We start from the raw sequence: 14,546 nt of genomic DNA, 5'->3' as shown, positions 1-14,546 counted from the left end.
GGTCCAACACGGGGCGCTCAAGGCGGGTGTGGGACAAGCACCGCTGAATGGGGCAGTGGCTTGCGTTCGGGGTTGACGAGTGCCAAAGCAGTGAGACCGTGGTGACACACGGGCAAGTCTTGAAGGAAGAGGCCAGCGACAGGTGTCAGTGCATCGTCGCTGTCGTTCCACCCGGATGACGGCACAGAGAGCCTGATGCCGAAATGCGGGGCATTCCGAGCGGATTGCGCGTGGCGTGGAGGCATCGGCGTGCCGATGCTGATCGACATGGTTCTTTACTTGGAGCACTCACATGGAATTGATCGTCCGAGCGGTGGATGTCGGGTCCGGCAACACCAAATTCGTCACTGGCGTCGTGGGAAACGAAATCCGCTGCGCCAGCTTTCCGTCCGTCGCCTATCCGTCTAGCGGAGAGACGCCTCACTGGCCAGCCAGCGAACGGCGCAAAACCGTCTGCATTCCGGTCGGGCCGCTGTTCTACGAGGTCGGACCCGACGTCGGCCTGGCGGCCGACACCTTCCGTGCCAAACAGCTGCACGACGAGTACACCGAGTCACCGGAATACATGGCCCTGCTGCGCGGCGCGCTCAGCATGATGAAGGTGTCCCACATCGATCTGCTGATCGTCGGGTTACCGGTGGCGCTCTTCTCGCTGAAGAAATCGGCGCTGGAAAAGACCATGGCTGGAGAACATCAGATAGGCGGCGGGAAGACCGTCACCGTCGCTAAGGCGATGGCCGTTGCCCAACCGCAGGGTGCCTTGGTCCACTACGCGGCCGAGCACAAGAAGATGGCAACCATCGGAACCGAGCAGAGCCTGGTGATCGACCCTGGCTCTCGCACCTTCGATTGGTTGGTCACGCGTGGCATGCGCCTAGTGCAGAAGCAGTCGCATTCGATCAACCGTGGCATGTCGGACGTGCTGCGGCTGCTGGCAGCCGAGATCTCCAAGGATGTCGGCTCACCGTACCGCGACTACGACGCCATCGACCTGGCCTTGCGCTCCGGCAAGTCGCCTGTGATCTTCCAGAAACCCTACGACATGGGTCGGCACTTGCCTCTGGCCGAGAGCGTTGCGCAGCAAGCGGTGTCGACGATGCGCCAGTGGATCGAGACGCCGGAGAGCCTGCAGAACATCATTCTGGTGGGCGGTGGTGCCTTCTTGTTCAAGAAGGCGGTGAAGGCGGCATTCCCGAAGCACCGGATCCACGAGGTCAAGGAGCCGATGTTCGCCAATGTCCGCGGATTCCAGCTCGCCGGGCAGAACTATGCCGCCAGCGCGATAGCTCCCGGCCGCGACCGCGGGGCAGGGGAGATCGCATGAACGGGAACACACAACAGGATTCCAAGCCGGTTCGGCTGGTGTTCGAGCTGGCGCGTGCGGACAACCCGCGGCTGTATGACGAGCTGGTGCGATTTCCGAAAGGTGGCAAGCGGGTCAACCGGCTGCGCGTGCTGGCCTACGACGGCTTGCTGGTGCAGTACGGAATCTTTGCCGTCGATGGTGCTCGCCCTGTGCTGGCATCGGCGGGCCGCGAGGTGCTGGCTTCCGCAGGCGTGACCAACGATGTGTTCGGGCCGAGCCTGGCTGAGTGAGGTGCAAATGCCAAGACAAGGAATGGGGCGTCATGGCGAGGTGGCCGCGAAGGATTTGGCCGAGATGGGCTTCTGCGAGAAGCGAGTGCAGCTGGCCCATCTCCATGGGGAGCGGGCTACCCCGAAGCAGCGAAAGGCCATGGCCCGAGGGCAGGTGGCTCACCAGCGGTACTGGGAAGAGGGCGTGGCAGCGACGGCGGATCGCCGGTGTTTCGTGGCGACCTTCGTGTTTGGCCCGGATGCATCGGAGACGCAGGTGCTTCGCGCGTACCGCGATGCGGTGCTCTTGCGCCAGTGCTGGGGGAGAGCCCTGGTTGCGGCGTACTACCGGGTTGCACCAATGGGCTGCCGCATCATGGCGCGATCGCCTGGGATAGTGATCGGGGTGCGATGCGTACTGCGCATCGTGGTTGCCTGGTGTGCGAAGGCGATGGGCGACAGGGGGCTGCCATGACATGGTGTGCCATGTATGTGCTCGCCGGTTTCGTTGCGTTCGTCCTGTGGCTGGCGCGGCTATGGATGGGACGCCATAGGTCTGGCGAACGGGCCTCCCGACCGCGAGGGCTGGTCGGTGCCGAGCTGGCCTATATGGAGAGGCTCTTTCGCATGCGGCACCCCTTGCGGCTCGTTGCCAGGGTCGATCGTGTGTACCGTCGTGCCAATGGCATGTTGGTACTGGTCGAACTCAAGACGCGTCTGGCAGCTCGTGTTCATGAAACTGACCGAATCCAACTGTCGGTGCAGAAATTGGTGATCGAGGCACAGACCGGGGAGGTCGTCGAGCCACAAGCCTTCGTGAGCTTCGCAAGCCCGACGGGCAGGCACGCACGCAGTTCGCAGAGTGTGAAATTGCTGGGGGTCGAGGAAATTGTCGCCCTTGTGCGTCGCCGCGAAGCGATCCTGGAGGGACGTATTGAGCCGACTTATGCGCGTTCGCCAAATGCATGCAGTGGATGTGCCTTTCGGTCGGAGTGCGACCGGCTTTCTGTTCGCCGATAAGGCCTGATCGCGAAATGCTCGAAATTCGGGCAGGATTTTTCGTGGACTGGTGTGGGCATTGCCGGGGATATTGCTCTGGTCATCATCCACGCTGGCGCGAGCCATCCCGATCCATGAACCATGAGAGCATCAGCCAGATCTCCTTCGACGAGGTCTATGTCGTTCCGTCCCATCAAACCGCCCGCTCGTTGTTCACGCAGTTGCCGCATGGGCGTGGTTACGCTGAGACGCTCATTGAGTGCATCGCTACGGGGTATCTCGTGGCCGTCGTCGAATCTATCTGCATCAAGGAAATGCAGCGGCACGTTGACCACGAACGAGAGGTTGTCGTGGGCCGCAGCATTCACTTGGAACACCGTGGACCTATACCTCCTGGCGCAGAGATTCGTCTGTCGGGATGGGTTGAGCGATTGGGACCCCGAAGCGTGACATTCAATGTGCGCGCCCATGATTCTCATGAACTGGTGTGCGAGGGTCATGTGACGTTTGTGGCTGCCGATCGCAGCGCACTCGAGTCGAAGATCGCGCACAAGGTAAACGTTTCCGCCCGGTAATCCAATTCGCTTCAATCCAGAGCTCGTGCCGCTAGTCATCGGACAGATCCGGGTGCGCCAGCGCGATTTTGACCAAGCTGTCGTGAGTGGCATCCAGGAGAAAGAGCATGGTGAACTGGACGGGCATAAAGGCGGTTGGCGATGGAAAGGCGGCGGTATTGTGTCCTAGATCGCCTGCCGCTGGCGTTGCCTCGCCTGCGATGAGACGAAGCCGACCACGGCCCGCTGACCGCAGTGCAACTGCGCCAGTTCAGGAAGCCCTACAGTACCGAGCGGTTTTCCGTGGTCCAGGCTGGGTGTGCTGCATCCGTAGCTCATGCATGCTGCCCAGGCTGTTTTCAAGGCTGCCACCGGATGACTGCTGACGCCTGGCCCCCGTTCTGCGGGCCAGCCGGACGTGGATGAAGACAAAGAAACATACAGCAACCATGACCAGATATACCCCGGACTCTTCGTTGAACGATCAATCCTCATCTGTTCCTTCCACAGAAGGAACGCAGAAACCGACAGAAGAGGCTCCATTGAAGACTCCAGGCGGCTCATCCTCGCAAGAGGGCCGTCAATATCAAGCATCTGCCCAACTCTCGGGCAAACAGCTGGAGACCGCCACCAAGCCTGCTGAGGTCTGGTGGTTGGCGCGCCTGAAAGAGCATCCTTTCAAGGCTTTCAGCCTCGCGGTATCGGTCTATGGAGGACTGATCCTGCTGGCATTTTTCACGCATCTGGGTTCGATGCCCGACCTGGACTTGGCGGGAGCGACCGCCACAGTAGCAGCAGTTGCAGTGATAGGGTTGCTGGTGATTTTCACGCTGGGGGGCTCTACGATCGCCGCAGGGGTTGTAACGCGGTCTCTGGCATCGTATGTACCTCATTTGGCGAGCCTCCGGAGCCTAATGTTCCTGGCTGCGCCGGGCGGCATTTTTATTGCCGCGGTGGTGGTTTCTGTCATCTCTGAGAAAACTCTGTCGACCACCTGTTGGATTTGGTTCACGCTGGCTCTCTCTTTTTTCGTCCCCGCGTTGGGGTGCTGGTATCAGCAGCAGAACAAAAGTGTCTTTGAGGCAGAACCAGGAGTCGAAAGCGGAGCGCAATGCAAATCACCGTCAGAAGGCGGTGCGAAATCGATATTGGAGAATGGCAATGCTGCGGCGCGGCGCAAGGAGCCCGAGACCTGGGAAGAGTACGTCGCCTACCTTGCGAGCGGATTCATATGGCTTGTTTCGGCCATGATGGCATTTGTGACCTATGAAGCACTGACCCGGCAGAGTAACGTCGACAGCTTGAAGTTCGCCGCCGGGCTGGGTGGTTGGGGTGTCATCAGCATTCTCTTGAACATGGTGGTTGTGAGGATTCCCCAGAAAGCTCAAATCCCAGCATTTATCGCCTCGGGCGCCGCCGCGGTTTTGATTCTGACGATGCTGACTTCAGCATGGATGGCCATTCCCGTGGCAGTTGTGCGTACTCTGGGACTTGGGGAAATACCCGTTGGTGTGGTGTTGACGCCCGAAGGATGCGAGACCTTCAACAAGAGCGCACGTGGACAGCAGATATGTCAATTGGATGCTGACAAGAAGCTGGGTTGGGCATGCCCAGTCATTCTGAAGTCCCGTATTGGCGCTCCCATGGTGTTTGAGTTGGCATCATTTGGGGACGATGGGAGGTGGCCGATCTGGCCTGCCGAGATCGAGAAGGGCCGACTTGGCGGCAGTGTGGGCCATCTGCGCTACCAGCGCATCCAGGTGGCTAAATCCGAAGTCAGATCTTGGCCGTCCGTCACCCCATTTGTGCCGAGTGAGCCGAAAGAATCCGGTCAACAGCCTGCCCAGGATGCTGGTCCGGCCGAGGGAGGGGGAACCAGGGGAGAAGCGGGTGGTGATGTTGTCAGCAAGCAGGCAAACCTCAGTCCGCTTGTCAGCTATCTGAACCTGAAAGATGCAGGATTGAGCGATGCGCAAAGACAATGGCTTGCGAGGCAATGCGGGCCCGCTTTAAATTCGGAGGCTGCCACCCCACCGAAGGCTATACCGAATCGGACAGCGCCCATTGCGCGCAAAGCGAATACCGGCAAAGAACCTTGACTTTGCAGGCTGGGCTTTTGCTAGTCAAAATAGTGTCTGCACCCTTGAGCGCGGGCTGTGAGAAACGACTGCGCGCTGGAAGCAGCGTTGGCACCATATCTCCAGTTTGACGCGGATCCGCGCAAAAAACCTCCGCAAGCATACGCCGATGCCGCCGCTGACGAGGTATTGGACGATGATGGCGCGGAGGGCGAAAACTGAGCGTTGCGTCGTGTTGCGTTGCGTTGCGTTGCGGGCATGCGTAGACTGAAGCGCGCACAGTTCATTTATAAACTCGCTGCGTATTCCACCTATCCTGAACAGAGTCCTGGGATGTGAACACCTGAACGGCACGCCCACTCAACTGGCTTCAATCGGCCAACTGTCGCCATCCACGCGATGCGGGCCGACGTCTGGTTCAGGCTGGTTGCGGTCAGTCGGGTGCGCTGCTTGAGTGGCTGCTCTTGCCGGAACCGGTCGTTGAACCCTCGATCAGCATCGTGTTGCTTCGGAGTACGAGTCAGAAATCGTGTCGCCGTTAGCGGGGGCACTCAAGCTACGCAGCTTCTCGATCAGTTTTATGGCACGCCGTACTCGGGTCAGGTTCGCCATGGCGGTCTCCCGTTGGTTGGGTAGCTCAAGTGCAACTTTGCATTACTCGATTTCGAAGAAATGCCAGAAAATCGGACCACCTTTTGAAGCCCCAACCTGTAAAACGAATCCCCCTGAGAGGAGACTGGCATGCCGACTAGGAAACGCCTGTTCGTCAGCTTTGACTACGACAACGACGAGACCCTTAAGACATTCCTGATCGGGCAGTCGAAGCACGAGGACACGCCGTTCGAGGTAACGGATGCCTCGGTCAAGGAGCACCTGACCGGCGACTGGCAGGACAAGGTCAAGGGAAGGATCAGCCGCGCTGACGTGGTCTGTGTGCTGTGCGGCACCAAGACTCACACCGCAAAGGGTGTATCGATAGAGTATTTGATCGCCAAGCAGCTCGGCAAACCGCTGTTCCTGTTGAAAGGCTATAGGGATGCTGAGTGCACACGCCCGAGAGGCGCTGAGAACGAGAAAATGTATAACTGGACTTGGGAGAATCTCAAGACCTTGATCCATGGCGGTCGCTAATGCCACAGATTGATCTAGAAACGCTATGGAACGAAATCCCGATTAAGGATGGCGCCGAGTACCCGCACAACGAGAAATGGTACAGCCACCTGCTCGATCAGTACAAACTGTATGTGGAAATGGCTGATCGCATCAGCCAGCGAAGAACGACGGCGAATCAGTATTTCCTGGCAGTGAACACAGCAATCCTTGGTTTCGTCGGGTACCTCACAGTCAAGGACACGAATGAGCATCATTGGCTCATAGCGCTCGCAGGGGTCGCACTGACATACCTCTGGTACGTGATCATTACGTCGTACCGGAACCTGAACACCGCCAAATGGGCCGTGGTGCATGAGATTGAGAAGCGGCTGCCGATTCGCCCGTATGACGCCGAATGGAAGTATGTTGATCGTGGAACGAACCCGATACTCTATCGGCCGTTATCTCACGTCGAGTCACTGGTGCCTTGGATTTTCATGGTCCTGCACGCCATCGTGTTCTTGAAGTCGGTAAATTGGCCCGCAGTGCGAGCGGCCTTGTGCACGTGAGCATATGAAGCAGACGATATTCGTCAGCAGCACGTTCATCGATCTTGAGGTGCACCGGCGTCTTGTGCGCGATGCCATTGCCCGATTGGAGCTTACCTTCAAGGCGATGGAGTTCTTCGGGGCACTTCCTGACACGCCCAAGGCCGAGTGCCTCCGACTGGTCCGCGCCTCGAACATCTTCGTCGGCATCATTGGCATGCGGTACGGTTTCGTCGACCCTAACGATGGGAAGTCGATGACTCAGCTCGAATACGAGGAAGCGCAAGCCATTCGGCTGCCAACGCTGATGTACCTGATCGACGAGGAGCACCACCCTGTGCTTCCAAAATTTGTTGACACTGGCGCCGGCGCAGAGAAGTTACTCGCGTTCAAGGGGCAGCTCAAGACAGCACACGTGGTGAATTCTTTCTCGTCGCCAGAGGACCTCGCGGCGAAGGTCACTCAAGACGTTGTGCGATTTGTTGGTGCGATGGAGAAGGCGCCCGGAGCCCAAGTGCTGCCTCAACTTGCCACGACCGCGACGCGAATGCATCGGCTGACACCACCACGGTTCACGTTCCTGAAAGGCAAGGTCGCAGGGACCTGTGAACAGCCCCGGATTTCGAGGAGGCACCAACTCTTGAGAAGATGGAGCCATGAACAAGTCACCGAAGTTCTCCCCGGAAGTCCGCGAGCGCGCCGTTCGCATGGTGCAGGAGCACCGAGCCGACTACCCGTCGCTGTGGGCAGCCATTGAATCGATTGCGCCCAAGATTGGCTGCGTGCCGCAGACCTTGAATGACTGGGTCAAGAAGGCCGAGGTCGACAGCGGCCAGCGCCCCGGCACCACCACGGCAGACGCCCAGCGCATCAAGGAACTGGAGCGTGAGGTCAAAGAGCTGCGCCGGGCCAACGACATCCTGAAGACGGCCAGCGCGTTTTTCGCGCAGGCGGAGCTCGACCGCCGATTGAAGTCTTGAAGAACTACATCGACCGCCACCGTGATGACTACGGGGTCGAGCCCATCTGCCGGGTGCTGCAGATGGCCCCGTCGTGTTACTGGCGCCACGCAGCCCGGCAACGCAACCCGCAACTGCGCAGTCAACGCGTCCAGCGTGACGAGGGTTTGAAAGCCGACATCCAGCGCGTGTGGCACGCCAACTGGCAGGTCTACGGGGCCGATAAGGTCTGGCTGCAGATGAACCGCGAGGGCATCGCAGTGGCGCGCTGCACGGTCGAGCGCCTGATGCGTGCCATGGGCTTGCAAGGAGCACGCCGTGGCAAGACAGTGCGCACCACCACGCCGGACACATCGGCACCGTGCCCGCTGGACCACGTCAACCGGCAATTCAAGGCCAGCCGGCCCAACGAGCTGTGGGTGTCGGACTTCACCTACGTCTCCACCTGGCAGGGCTGGTTGTACGTGGCCTTCGTGGTGGACGTGTACGCCCGGCGCATCGTGGGCTGGCGGGTCAGCCGCAGCATGCAAACGGACTTCGTGCTGGATGCGCTGGAGCAGGCGCTGTATGACCGCCAGCCAGCAGCCCATGCCTTGACGCACCATTCCGACAGGGGCAGTCAATACGTTTCCATACGCTACACCGAACGCTTGGACCAGGCGGGTATCCAGCCATCAGTGGGCAGCCGGGGTGACAGCTACGACAACGCACTGGCCGAGACCATCAACGGGCTGTACAAGGCCGAGCTGATTCACCGCCGGGGACCCTGGAAGACCAGGGAATCCGTGGAGCTGGCCACCCTGCAGTGGGTGCACTGGTTCAATCACGTCCGACTGCTCACGCCGATTGGGGGCATCCCTCCGGCAGAAGCTGAGGCAAACTACTGGAGGCAACTCGCCGTCAGCGACACCTCGACAGAGGTGTCAACTTAAACCAATCGGCCTCCTTGAAAGCCGGGGCGGTTCAACTTGACGTCCTGGCCTTCGTCGATCTTTAGGCGCAAGCGGCGCATCGCCACTTCGATCACGTTGGTGTCGCTGTCGAAGTTCATGTCCCACACCTGGGAGGCAATCAGCGAGCGAGGAAGCACTTCTCCATGCCTGCGCAACAGCAACTCCAGCAAACCAAATTCTTTGGCTGTCAGGTCAATGCGGCGGCCACCCCGCGAGACCCGTCGGCGCAGCAGATCAAGTTCCAGGTCAGCCACGCGCAATGTGTTGGTTTCGGTGCCTCCTCGGCCCCGGCGCAAGATTGTCCGTACACGGGCCAGCAACTCGGCGAATGAAAAGGGCTTGACCAGGTAGTCATCAGCGCCCAATTCCAACCCTTTGACCCGATCTTCCACCTGGTCCCGGGCCGTCAGGTACAGCACAGGCATCTGCAAGCCACGATTGCGCAGGGACTGCAGCACCTGCCAGCCATCCAGTCCGGGCAGCATGACATCCAGGATCACCAGGTCGTACTCACCTTGGAGTGCCAGGTGCAGCCCATCGCTACCGTTTTGAGCCAGGTCGGCCACAAATCCGGCCTCGCTCAATCCCTGGCGAAGGTATTCACCGGTTTTAGGCTCATCTTCGACGATCAATATCTTCATGGTCACTCTCCGCTATCTGGCGTAGACGTGAGTTTGACGAGTTTCGGCGATCCCGACATGAAGATAACAAATTTGTAATCCGGCGCACAGTTTCCTGACAGGTTTGCTCTTCAGAATCTCTTTCATGAGATCGGTCATTCGTCGCGGCGAGTCCAGCAAGGTAACACTGGCCCAAAGGCGTCGTCAAAGTGGCCGAGAAACAACCCACTCTTTTTGCTCTCAGTCGTGAGGAAATCATGAACACCATCAAGAACATTCTTGCCATCTCCGCTCTTGCCATGGGCACATTCATGCCCATGGGCAGTTTCGCCCAGACCATGATGGACCACGGCAAGATGGATATGTCCCAAGCATCGGCATCCATGACCGACGGCGAGATCAAGAAGGTCGATCAGGCCACTGGCAAGGTCACCATCAAGCACGGAGAAATAAAGCACATGGACATGCCCGGCATGACTATGGTGTTCTCCGCAAAAGACAAGAGTCTGCTGGGCACGGTGAAGCCCGGCGACAAGGTCAAGTTCATGGTCGTCAACGAGGGCGGGAAGATGGTTGTCACTGACATTCAGCCCGCTCAGTAAGAACACGCTGCTCGGGCGTGCTGTGTCGTGGCGGTCAGGGGGTTTGAATGCTGACTGCGACGGTTTTTCACCGGAAGAAGGAGAGCACTATGTCAAAAATTCGCCATACCCTGGTTGGTATCTGTGTCGCGTCGCTCTCACTGAGCGTGGTGGCGCAAACCGCCGATGAGCACAAGGCCCATCACCCTGCAGGAAGCACATCGCCTGCACCCACCCAAATGAAGGCGGCCGCGAAGCCAACGGGTGCGGGACAGATGGCTGGAATGGCCAAGATGGACGAGCACATGAAAGCCATGCAAGCGATGCACGAAAAGATGATGGCGGCCAAAACGCCGGAAGAGCGGCAGACGCTCATGGACGAGCACATGAAGCTGATGCAGGACGGTATGGGAATGATGCAGCAGATGGGCGCAGGCATGCAGGGCATGGGTGGCATGCAAGGTGGCAAGGGCATGCCCACCAACATGGCCGAGCGTCAACAGATGATGGAAAAGCGCATGGAAATGATGGAGTCCATGATGCAGATGATGCTGGACCGTCTGCCTGCCTCGATGACCAAGTAACGCATCCACCGAATTGGAAGTCACCATGAACCATCAACACGACGGGCACGAGTCGCCCCCCAGCTTCTGGAGTTCTCGCTATGCCATCGGCCTCGTGGTGATAGGCGGCGTGGCGGCATATTTCCTGTTGACCGAACACCTCGCGCATGTCGTCGGGGCACTGCCTTTTCTCCTGCTCCTCGCCTGCCCGCTGATGCATATCTTCATGCACGGCGGACATGGCGGACATGGCGGACATGGCGGACATGGCCAGAGCAAGCCTGATGCCAAGAAAACTACCGAATCACGCAATGAAGGGGATTCACGATGAACCATACCGAATCCGCTTATGGCCTGTGGTCGCTGGTCATCATCAATTCAGCGATCTTCATCATGTTTGCGTTCAGCTTTTTCAAGCCAGCGACGGCACGTGACTGGAGGACGTTTGGCGCATTTGCAGCCTTCATCGTTGCCTTGTTCGTGGAGATGTATGGCTTCCCGTTGACGATTTATCTGCTGTCGGGCTGGCTGCAAACCAAGTTCCCTAATCTGGATCTGCTCTCTCACACATCGGGTCACCTGTGGTCTACCCTCTTGGGCGAAAAGGGCGACCCGCATTTTGGCGTGCTGCACATCGCCAGCTACGTTTTTCTGGGCTTTGGTTTCTACCTGCTGTCCACCGCGTGGAATGTGCTGTACCACGCTCAGCGTCACCAGTCGCTCGCTACGGCAGGCCCCTACGCACGCATTCGCCATCCGCAGTACGTGGCTTTCGTGATGATTCTGCTGGGCTTCCTGCTGCAGTGGCCCACGTTGCTGACCTTGGTCATGTTCCCTGTCTTGCTCTTGATGTACGGGCGTCTGGCCATCACCGAAGAGAACGAAATGCGCAGGCAATTCGGTGCTGCGTACGACACCTACGCCCAGCGAACACCCCGGTTTATCCCTCGCATTGGCAAGGCCCAGTCGACGACTGACTCGGTGTCAAAAAAATGATCTGGATTTTCCCGCCGGCGGTACACGTTTCATTTTTGGGAGTTTGAAATATGAAAACGATTGATCTGCAAGTTGAGGGCATGAGCTGTGGCTCATGCGTCAAGCACGTCACGCAGGCATTGCAGCCGCTGCCGGGGGTTCGCGGGGTAGAGGTCGATCTCCCGTCTGGCCGTGTCCGGGTGAGTGGGGAGCTGGCGCAGGGCAGCGCTCCTTTGCTGAGGGCCTTAACCGATGCGGGCTACCCCGCAAAGCTGGCCACAGATGCGGCCATTTCTACTGGAACCTCGCAGCCTAAAGCCTCGGGCTGCCACGGCGGCGGCACGGGAGGCTGTGGTTGCCGATAACGGCCACGGCATTTGATTTCGGATTGTCTGGCCGGGCGACTTCGAGCCCCGCACTTTTGTTGGCCACTCTGAAGGAGCAACGCCATGGATCAGCCTGACAACGACTCTCATTCGCCTTCGTTCTGGCGCCGCCCAGCCGGCATGGCGCTGGCTACGGCTGCCTTGATCGCCGGTTTTTACCTGCTGCGAGAGCACTGGGGTCATGTTTTGGGCTATTGGCCCTACCTGTTGCTCCTCGCCTGTCCGCTAATGCACCTGATGCACGGCCACGGCGGCCATGGTGGGCACGGCAACCATGCGCAGCCGCAACGGCGCACCAACAACAACAAGGAATAAGCAATGGACATGCATGCACACCACCATCACGGCAGTCACCCCCCTGCCGAGCCAGCCTCGCCAAAGGATCTAAAGGATCCGGTGTGCGGCATGACCGTTACGGAGCATTCTGAACACAAATTGACGCACGAAGGGCGGCCCTACTATTTCTGTAGCGCCAAGTGCCAAGGCAAGTTCGCAGCGAACCCACTGCAATACCTTGTATCTACTGCACCCGAGGACACCGCGCCAGAGCCGGCCGGCACCATCTACACCTGCCCTATGCACCCCGAGGTGCGGCAGGATCATCCTGGAATCTGTCCCAAGTGCGGCATGACATTGGAGCCAATCATTCCTCTGGACGAGGAAGACAACCATGAGTTAAAGGATTTTCAGCATCGCTTCTGGTGGACACTGCCATTCACAGTCATCGTTACTGTTCTTGCAATGTTCGGCCATCGTCTCGGGTGGTTTGACATGAACGTTCAAACCTGGGTCGAACTGGCGCTGTCCTTACCCGTCGTGTTGTGGACGGGTTGGCCCTTCTTCGTACGCGGTTGGCAGTCTCTTGTCCATCGCAGCCCCAACATGTGGACCTTGATCGCTCTGGGAACGGGCGCGGCCTTTCTCTACAGCCTCGTGGCTACCGTGGCGCCGGGCGTGTTCCCAGATTCATTCATTTCCATGGGTCGCGTGGCTGTTTACTATGAGGCGGCAGTGGTCATCATCTCGCTGACCATGCTGGGCCAGATCATCGAGTTGAAGGCCCGTTCGCAAACTTCTGCGGCGATCAAGGCGCTGCTCGGTTTGGCACCCAAGACCGCTCGCCGCATCAATGCGGATGGCAGCGAAGAGGACGTGCCGCTGAACCATGTTCACGTCGGGGATCTGCTGCGCATTCGTCCCGGCGAGAAAGTGCCGGTCGACGGCGTTGTGACCGAAGGCAGCAGTGCGGTCGATGAATCCATGCTTACTGGCGAGCCTGTGCCGGTGACCAAACGGCTTGGTGACAATGTGATTGGCGCCACGATGAACACCAGTGGCGCCTTGGTGATGCGCTCCGAAAAAGTCGGTGCGGCCACCATGCTGTCGCAGATTGTTCAGATGGTGGCCAATGCCCAGCGCTCGAAGGCGCCCATGCAGCGCATGGCGGATGTGGTGGCAGGCAAATTTGTGGTCGTGGTGGTGCTCATCGCCATTGCCACCTTCTTTGTCTGGGGTTGGTTCGGTCCGGAACCTAGCTGGGTGTTTGGCTTGATCAACGCAGTGGCCGTGCTGATCATCGCTTGCCCCTGTGCGCTGGGGCTGGCCACGCCGATGTCGGTGATGGTGGCCACAGGGCGTGCCGCGACACAGGGGGTGCTGTTCCGCGATGCTGGCGCCATCGAGAAAATGCGCGAGGTGGACACGCTGATAGTGGACAAGACAGGAACTTTGACCGAAGGTAAGCCCGCTTTCGACACCGCAGTTGCCGCACCCGGCTATACAGCGGACGAAGTACTGCGCCTTGCGGCCAGTTTGGACCAAGGCAGCGAGCATCCTTTGGCAGAGGCCATCGTCAGCGCAGCACGCGCCAAGGGCCTGGAACTGATCAAGCCGCTAGATTTCGAATCCGGCAGCGGCATTGGCGTGCGCGGCATCGTCGATGGGAAGCATCTGGTGCTGGGCAACACCGCATTGATGCAGCAGGAGGGCGTGGCCACTGATGCGCTCAAGGTAGATGGCGAGCGTCTGCGCAGTGAAGGCGCCAGCGTGATGCATCTGGCCGTGGACAGACAACTGGCTGGCATCCTGGCCGTGACCGATCCCATCAAGGCCACCACCTTGGAAGCCATTAAGACTTTGCACGCCAGCGGTTTGCGCATCGTGATGGCAACTGGCGATGGTCTGACCACCGCCAAGGCCGTGAGTGCAAAACTGGGCATCGACGAGGTGCATGGCGAAGTCAAGCCCGCAGACAAGCTGGCGCTCGTGGAACGGCTCCAGAAAGAGGGCCACATTGTCGCCATGGCCGGCGATGGCATCAACGATGCGCCTGCGTTGGCAAAGGCCGATGTCGGCGTGGCCATGGGCACGGGGACCGATGTGGCCATGAACAGCGGCCAGATCACGCTGGTCAAAGGCGATTTGCGCGGCATCACCGCCGCACGCGACATCTCTATCGACACCGTCCGAAACATGCGCCAGAACCTCCTGTTCGCATTCGTTTACAACGGCATTGGGGTGCCGATTGCGGCAGGCGTGCTGTACCCATTCACTGGGTGGTTGTTGTCCCCGCTGATCGCGGCGCTGGCCATGAGTCTGAGCTCGGCCTCGGTGATTTTCAATGCTCTGCGTTTACGGCGCGGAAAAAAATGACCCCGTAGTTC

18 protein-coding genes and 1 other annotated feature are annotated in these 14,546 nt (G+C 59.2%); of the genes, 17 read left to right on the top strand and 1 reads right to left on the bottom strand.

Features of this window, described 5'->3' with window-relative positions:
- The first annotated feature begins 292 nt into the window (after positions 1-292).
- The 10 genes from ALIDE2_RS13725 (at position 293) to ALIDE2_RS13680 (ending at position 8,737) form a co-directional block, all read left to right on the top strand.
- Positions 293-1,324 (top strand): PRTRC system protein D, encoded by a 1,032-nt coding sequence (locus tag ALIDE2_RS13725; RefSeq protein WP_013722318.1) that lies wholly within the window; start codon positions 293-295, stop codon positions 1,322-1,324.
- Positions 1,321-1,596, top strand: a complete 276-nt coding sequence (locus tag ALIDE2_RS13720) for a hypothetical protein (protein ID WP_013722317.1) — start codon at positions 1,321-1,323, stop codon at positions 1,594-1,596. The genes ALIDE2_RS13725 and ALIDE2_RS13720 overlap by 4 nt, the downstream gene beginning before the upstream one ends.
- Positions 1,568-2,050 carry a CFI-box-CTERM domain-containing protein gene (locus ALIDE2_RS25705; protein WP_337999167.1) on the top strand — a complete coding sequence of 161 codons (483 nt, stop codon included), beginning with the start codon at positions 1,568-1,570 and terminating at the stop codon, positions 2,048-2,050. The genes ALIDE2_RS13720 and ALIDE2_RS25705 overlap by 29 nt, the downstream gene beginning before the upstream one ends.
- Positions 2,051-2,061: 11 nt before the next feature.
- The gene (locus tag ALIDE2_RS24505) at positions 2,062-2,595 is read left to right on the top strand and encodes a PD-(D/E)XK nuclease family protein (protein ID WP_238530016.1); all 534 of its coding nucleotides are present in this window, start codon (positions 2,062-2,064) and stop codon (positions 2,593-2,595) included.
- 113 nt (positions 2,596-2,708) lie between these two features.
- Positions 2,709-3,149, top strand: a complete 441-nt coding sequence (locus ALIDE2_RS13705) for a thioesterase family protein (RefSeq protein WP_013722314.1) — start codon at positions 2,709-2,711, stop codon at positions 3,147-3,149.
- Positions 3,150-3,550: 401 nt separating this feature from the next.
- Positions 3,551-5,227 (top strand): hypothetical protein, encoded by a 1,677-nt coding sequence (locus ALIDE2_RS25010; protein ID WP_148262970.1) that lies wholly within the window; start codon positions 3,551-3,553, stop codon positions 5,225-5,227.
- Between the two features lie 720 nt (positions 5,228-5,947).
- Entirely contained in the window at positions 5,948-6,337 is a 390-nt protein-coding gene (locus ALIDE2_RS13700; protein WP_005793675.1) for a TIR domain-containing protein, read from the top strand.
- Positions 6,337-6,867, top strand: coding sequence for a RipA family octameric membrane protein (locus ALIDE2_RS13695; RefSeq protein WP_005793677.1), 531 nt, complete (start codon positions 6,337-6,339; stop codon positions 6,865-6,867). The genes ALIDE2_RS13700 and ALIDE2_RS13695 overlap by 1 nt, the downstream gene beginning before the upstream one ends.
- A gap of 4 nt (positions 6,868-6,871) precedes the next feature.
- On the top strand, positions 6,872-7,603 hold the full coding sequence (locus tag ALIDE2_RS13690) for a DUF4062 domain-containing protein (protein WP_238530015.1): 732 nt from the start codon (positions 6,872-6,874) through the stop codon (positions 7,601-7,603).
- Positions 7,503-8,737 (top strand): IS3 family transposase gene (locus ALIDE2_RS13680; RefSeq protein ID WP_085945337.1). Its coding sequence is split into 2 segments (ribosomal slippage): positions 7,503-7,791 and positions 7,791-8,737, totalling 1,236 coding nucleotides; the frame shifts between segments, so codons are not numbered across the junction. The genes ALIDE2_RS13690 and ALIDE2_RS13680 overlap by 101 nt, the downstream gene beginning before the upstream one ends.
- Positions 7,781-7,897: a sequence feature (AL1L pseudoknot), on the top strand. It overlaps the preceding gene by 117 nt.
- On the opposite strand, the gene ALIDE2_RS13675 is transcribed toward ALIDE2_RS13680, so the two are convergent.
- Complete coding sequence (locus ALIDE2_RS13675; protein ID WP_013722312.1) at positions 8,734-9,399, bottom strand: heavy metal response regulator transcription factor; 666 nt, start codon at positions 9,397-9,399, stop codon at positions 8,734-8,736. The genes ALIDE2_RS13680 and ALIDE2_RS13675 overlap by 4 nt on opposite strands.
- A 236-nt stretch (positions 9,400-9,635) precedes the next feature.
- Here ALIDE2_RS13675 and ALIDE2_RS13670 point away from each other — a divergent pair, with 236 nt between their 5' ends.
- The 7 genes from ALIDE2_RS13670 to ALIDE2_RS13650 all read left to right on the top strand — a co-directional run bounded on the left by ALIDE2_RS13670 (position 9,636) and on the right by ALIDE2_RS13650 (position 14,535).
- On the top strand, positions 9,636-9,980 hold the full coding sequence (locus tag ALIDE2_RS13670; RefSeq protein WP_013722311.1) for a copper-binding protein: 345 nt from the start codon (positions 9,636-9,638) through the stop codon (positions 9,978-9,980).
- Between the two features lie 89 nt (positions 9,981-10,069).
- Positions 10,070-10,543 (top strand): hypothetical protein, encoded by a 474-nt coding sequence (locus ALIDE2_RS13665; RefSeq protein WP_013722310.1) that lies wholly within the window; start codon positions 10,070-10,072, stop codon positions 10,541-10,543.
- Positions 10,544-10,568: 25 nt separating this feature from the next.
- The gene (locus tag ALIDE2_RS24500; protein WP_011804758.1) at positions 10,569-10,853 is read left to right on the top strand and encodes a DUF2933 domain-containing protein; all 285 of its coding nucleotides are present in this window, start codon (positions 10,569-10,571) and stop codon (positions 10,851-10,853) included.
- Positions 10,850-11,518, top strand: a complete 669-nt coding sequence (locus ALIDE2_RS13660) for a methyltransferase family protein (protein ID WP_013722309.1) — start codon at positions 10,850-10,852, stop codon at positions 11,516-11,518. The genes ALIDE2_RS24500 and ALIDE2_RS13660 overlap by 4 nt, the downstream gene beginning before the upstream one ends.
- Positions 11,519-11,568: 50 nt before the next feature.
- Complete coding sequence (locus ALIDE2_RS24495) at positions 11,569-11,862, top strand: heavy-metal-associated domain-containing protein (RefSeq protein WP_013722308.1); 294 nt, start codon at positions 11,569-11,571, stop codon at positions 11,860-11,862.
- An 84-nt stretch (positions 11,863-11,946) separates the two neighbouring features.
- Complete coding sequence (locus tag ALIDE2_RS13655; protein ID WP_013722307.1) at positions 11,947-12,198, top strand: DUF2933 domain-containing protein; 252 nt, start codon at positions 11,947-11,949, stop codon at positions 12,196-12,198.
- A 3-nt stretch (positions 12,199-12,201) separates the two neighbouring features.
- On the top strand, positions 12,202-14,535 hold the full coding sequence (locus ALIDE2_RS13650) for a heavy metal translocating P-type ATPase (protein ID WP_013722306.1): 2,334 nt from the start codon (positions 12,202-12,204) through the stop codon (positions 14,533-14,535).
- Positions 14,536-14,546: the final 11 nt, after the last annotated feature.

The sequence above is a fragment of the Alicycliphilus denitrificans K601 genome, assembly GCF_000204645.1.
Lineage (GTDB): Bacteria > Pseudomonadota > Gammaproteobacteria > Burkholderiales > Burkholderiaceae_C > Alicycliphilus > Alicycliphilus denitrificans.
The sequence above is the reverse complement of the archived record's forward strand: the minus strand, read 5'-3'. Positions and strand labels throughout refer to the sequence as shown.

Excerpts from the sequence above, each read along its gene's own strand:
- ALIDE2_RS25010 (WP_148262970.1), top strand. The coding sequence starts at position 3,551 with ATGAAGACAAAGAAACATACAGCAACCATGACCAGATATACCCCGGAC.
- ALIDE2_RS13690 (WP_238530015.1), top strand. The coding sequence starts at position 6,872 with ATGAAGCAGACGATATTCGTCAGCAGCACGTTCATCGATCTTGAGGTG.
- ALIDE2_RS13650 (WP_013722306.1), top strand. The coding sequence starts at position 12,202 with ATGGACATGCATGCACACCACCATCACGGCAGTCACCCCCCTGCCGAG.
- ALIDE2_RS13660 (WP_013722309.1), top strand. The coding sequence starts at position 10,850 with ATGAACCATACCGAATCCGCTTATGGCCTGTGGTCGCTGGTCATCATC.
- ALIDE2_RS13675 (WP_013722312.1), bottom strand. The coding sequence starts at position 9,399 with ATGAAGATATTGATCGTCGAAGATGAGCCTAAAACCGGTGAATACCTT.
- ALIDE2_RS13720 (WP_013722317.1), top strand. The coding sequence starts at position 1,321 with ATGAACGGGAACACACAACAGGATTCCAAGCCGGTTCGGCTGGTGTTC.
- ALIDE2_RS13670 (WP_013722311.1), top strand. The coding sequence starts at position 9,636 with ATGAACACCATCAAGAACATTCTTGCCATCTCCGCTCTTGCCATGGGC.
- ALIDE2_RS13655 (WP_013722307.1), top strand. The coding sequence starts at position 11,947 with ATGGATCAGCCTGACAACGACTCTCATTCGCCTTCGTTCTGGCGCCGC.
- ALIDE2_RS24495 (WP_013722308.1), top strand. The coding sequence starts at position 11,569 with ATGAAAACGATTGATCTGCAAGTTGAGGGCATGAGCTGTGGCTCATGC.
- ALIDE2_RS24505 (WP_238530016.1), top strand. The coding sequence starts at position 2,062 with ATGTATGTGCTCGCCGGTTTCGTTGCGTTCGTCCTGTGGCTGGCGCGG.
- ALIDE2_RS13665 (WP_013722310.1), top strand. The coding sequence starts at position 10,070 with ATGTCAAAAATTCGCCATACCCTGGTTGGTATCTGTGTCGCGTCGCTC.
- ALIDE2_RS24500 (WP_011804758.1), top strand. The coding sequence starts at position 10,569 with ATGAACCATCAACACGACGGGCACGAGTCGCCCCCCAGCTTCTGGAGT.
- ALIDE2_RS25705 (WP_337999167.1), top strand. The coding sequence starts at position 1,568 with ATGTGTTCGGGCCGAGCCTGGCTGAGTGAGGTGCAAATGCCAAGACAA.
- ALIDE2_RS13705 (WP_013722314.1), top strand. The coding sequence starts at position 2,709 with ATGAACCATGAGAGCATCAGCCAGATCTCCTTCGACGAGGTCTATGTC.
- ALIDE2_RS13695 (WP_005793677.1), top strand. The coding sequence starts at position 6,337 with ATGCCACAGATTGATCTAGAAACGCTATGGAACGAAATCCCGATTAAG.
- ALIDE2_RS13700 (WP_005793675.1), top strand. The coding sequence starts at position 5,948 with ATGCCGACTAGGAAACGCCTGTTCGTCAGCTTTGACTACGACAACGAC.
- ALIDE2_RS13725 (WP_013722318.1), top strand. The coding sequence starts at position 293 with ATGGAATTGATCGTCCGAGCGGTGGATGTCGGGTCCGGCAACACCAAA.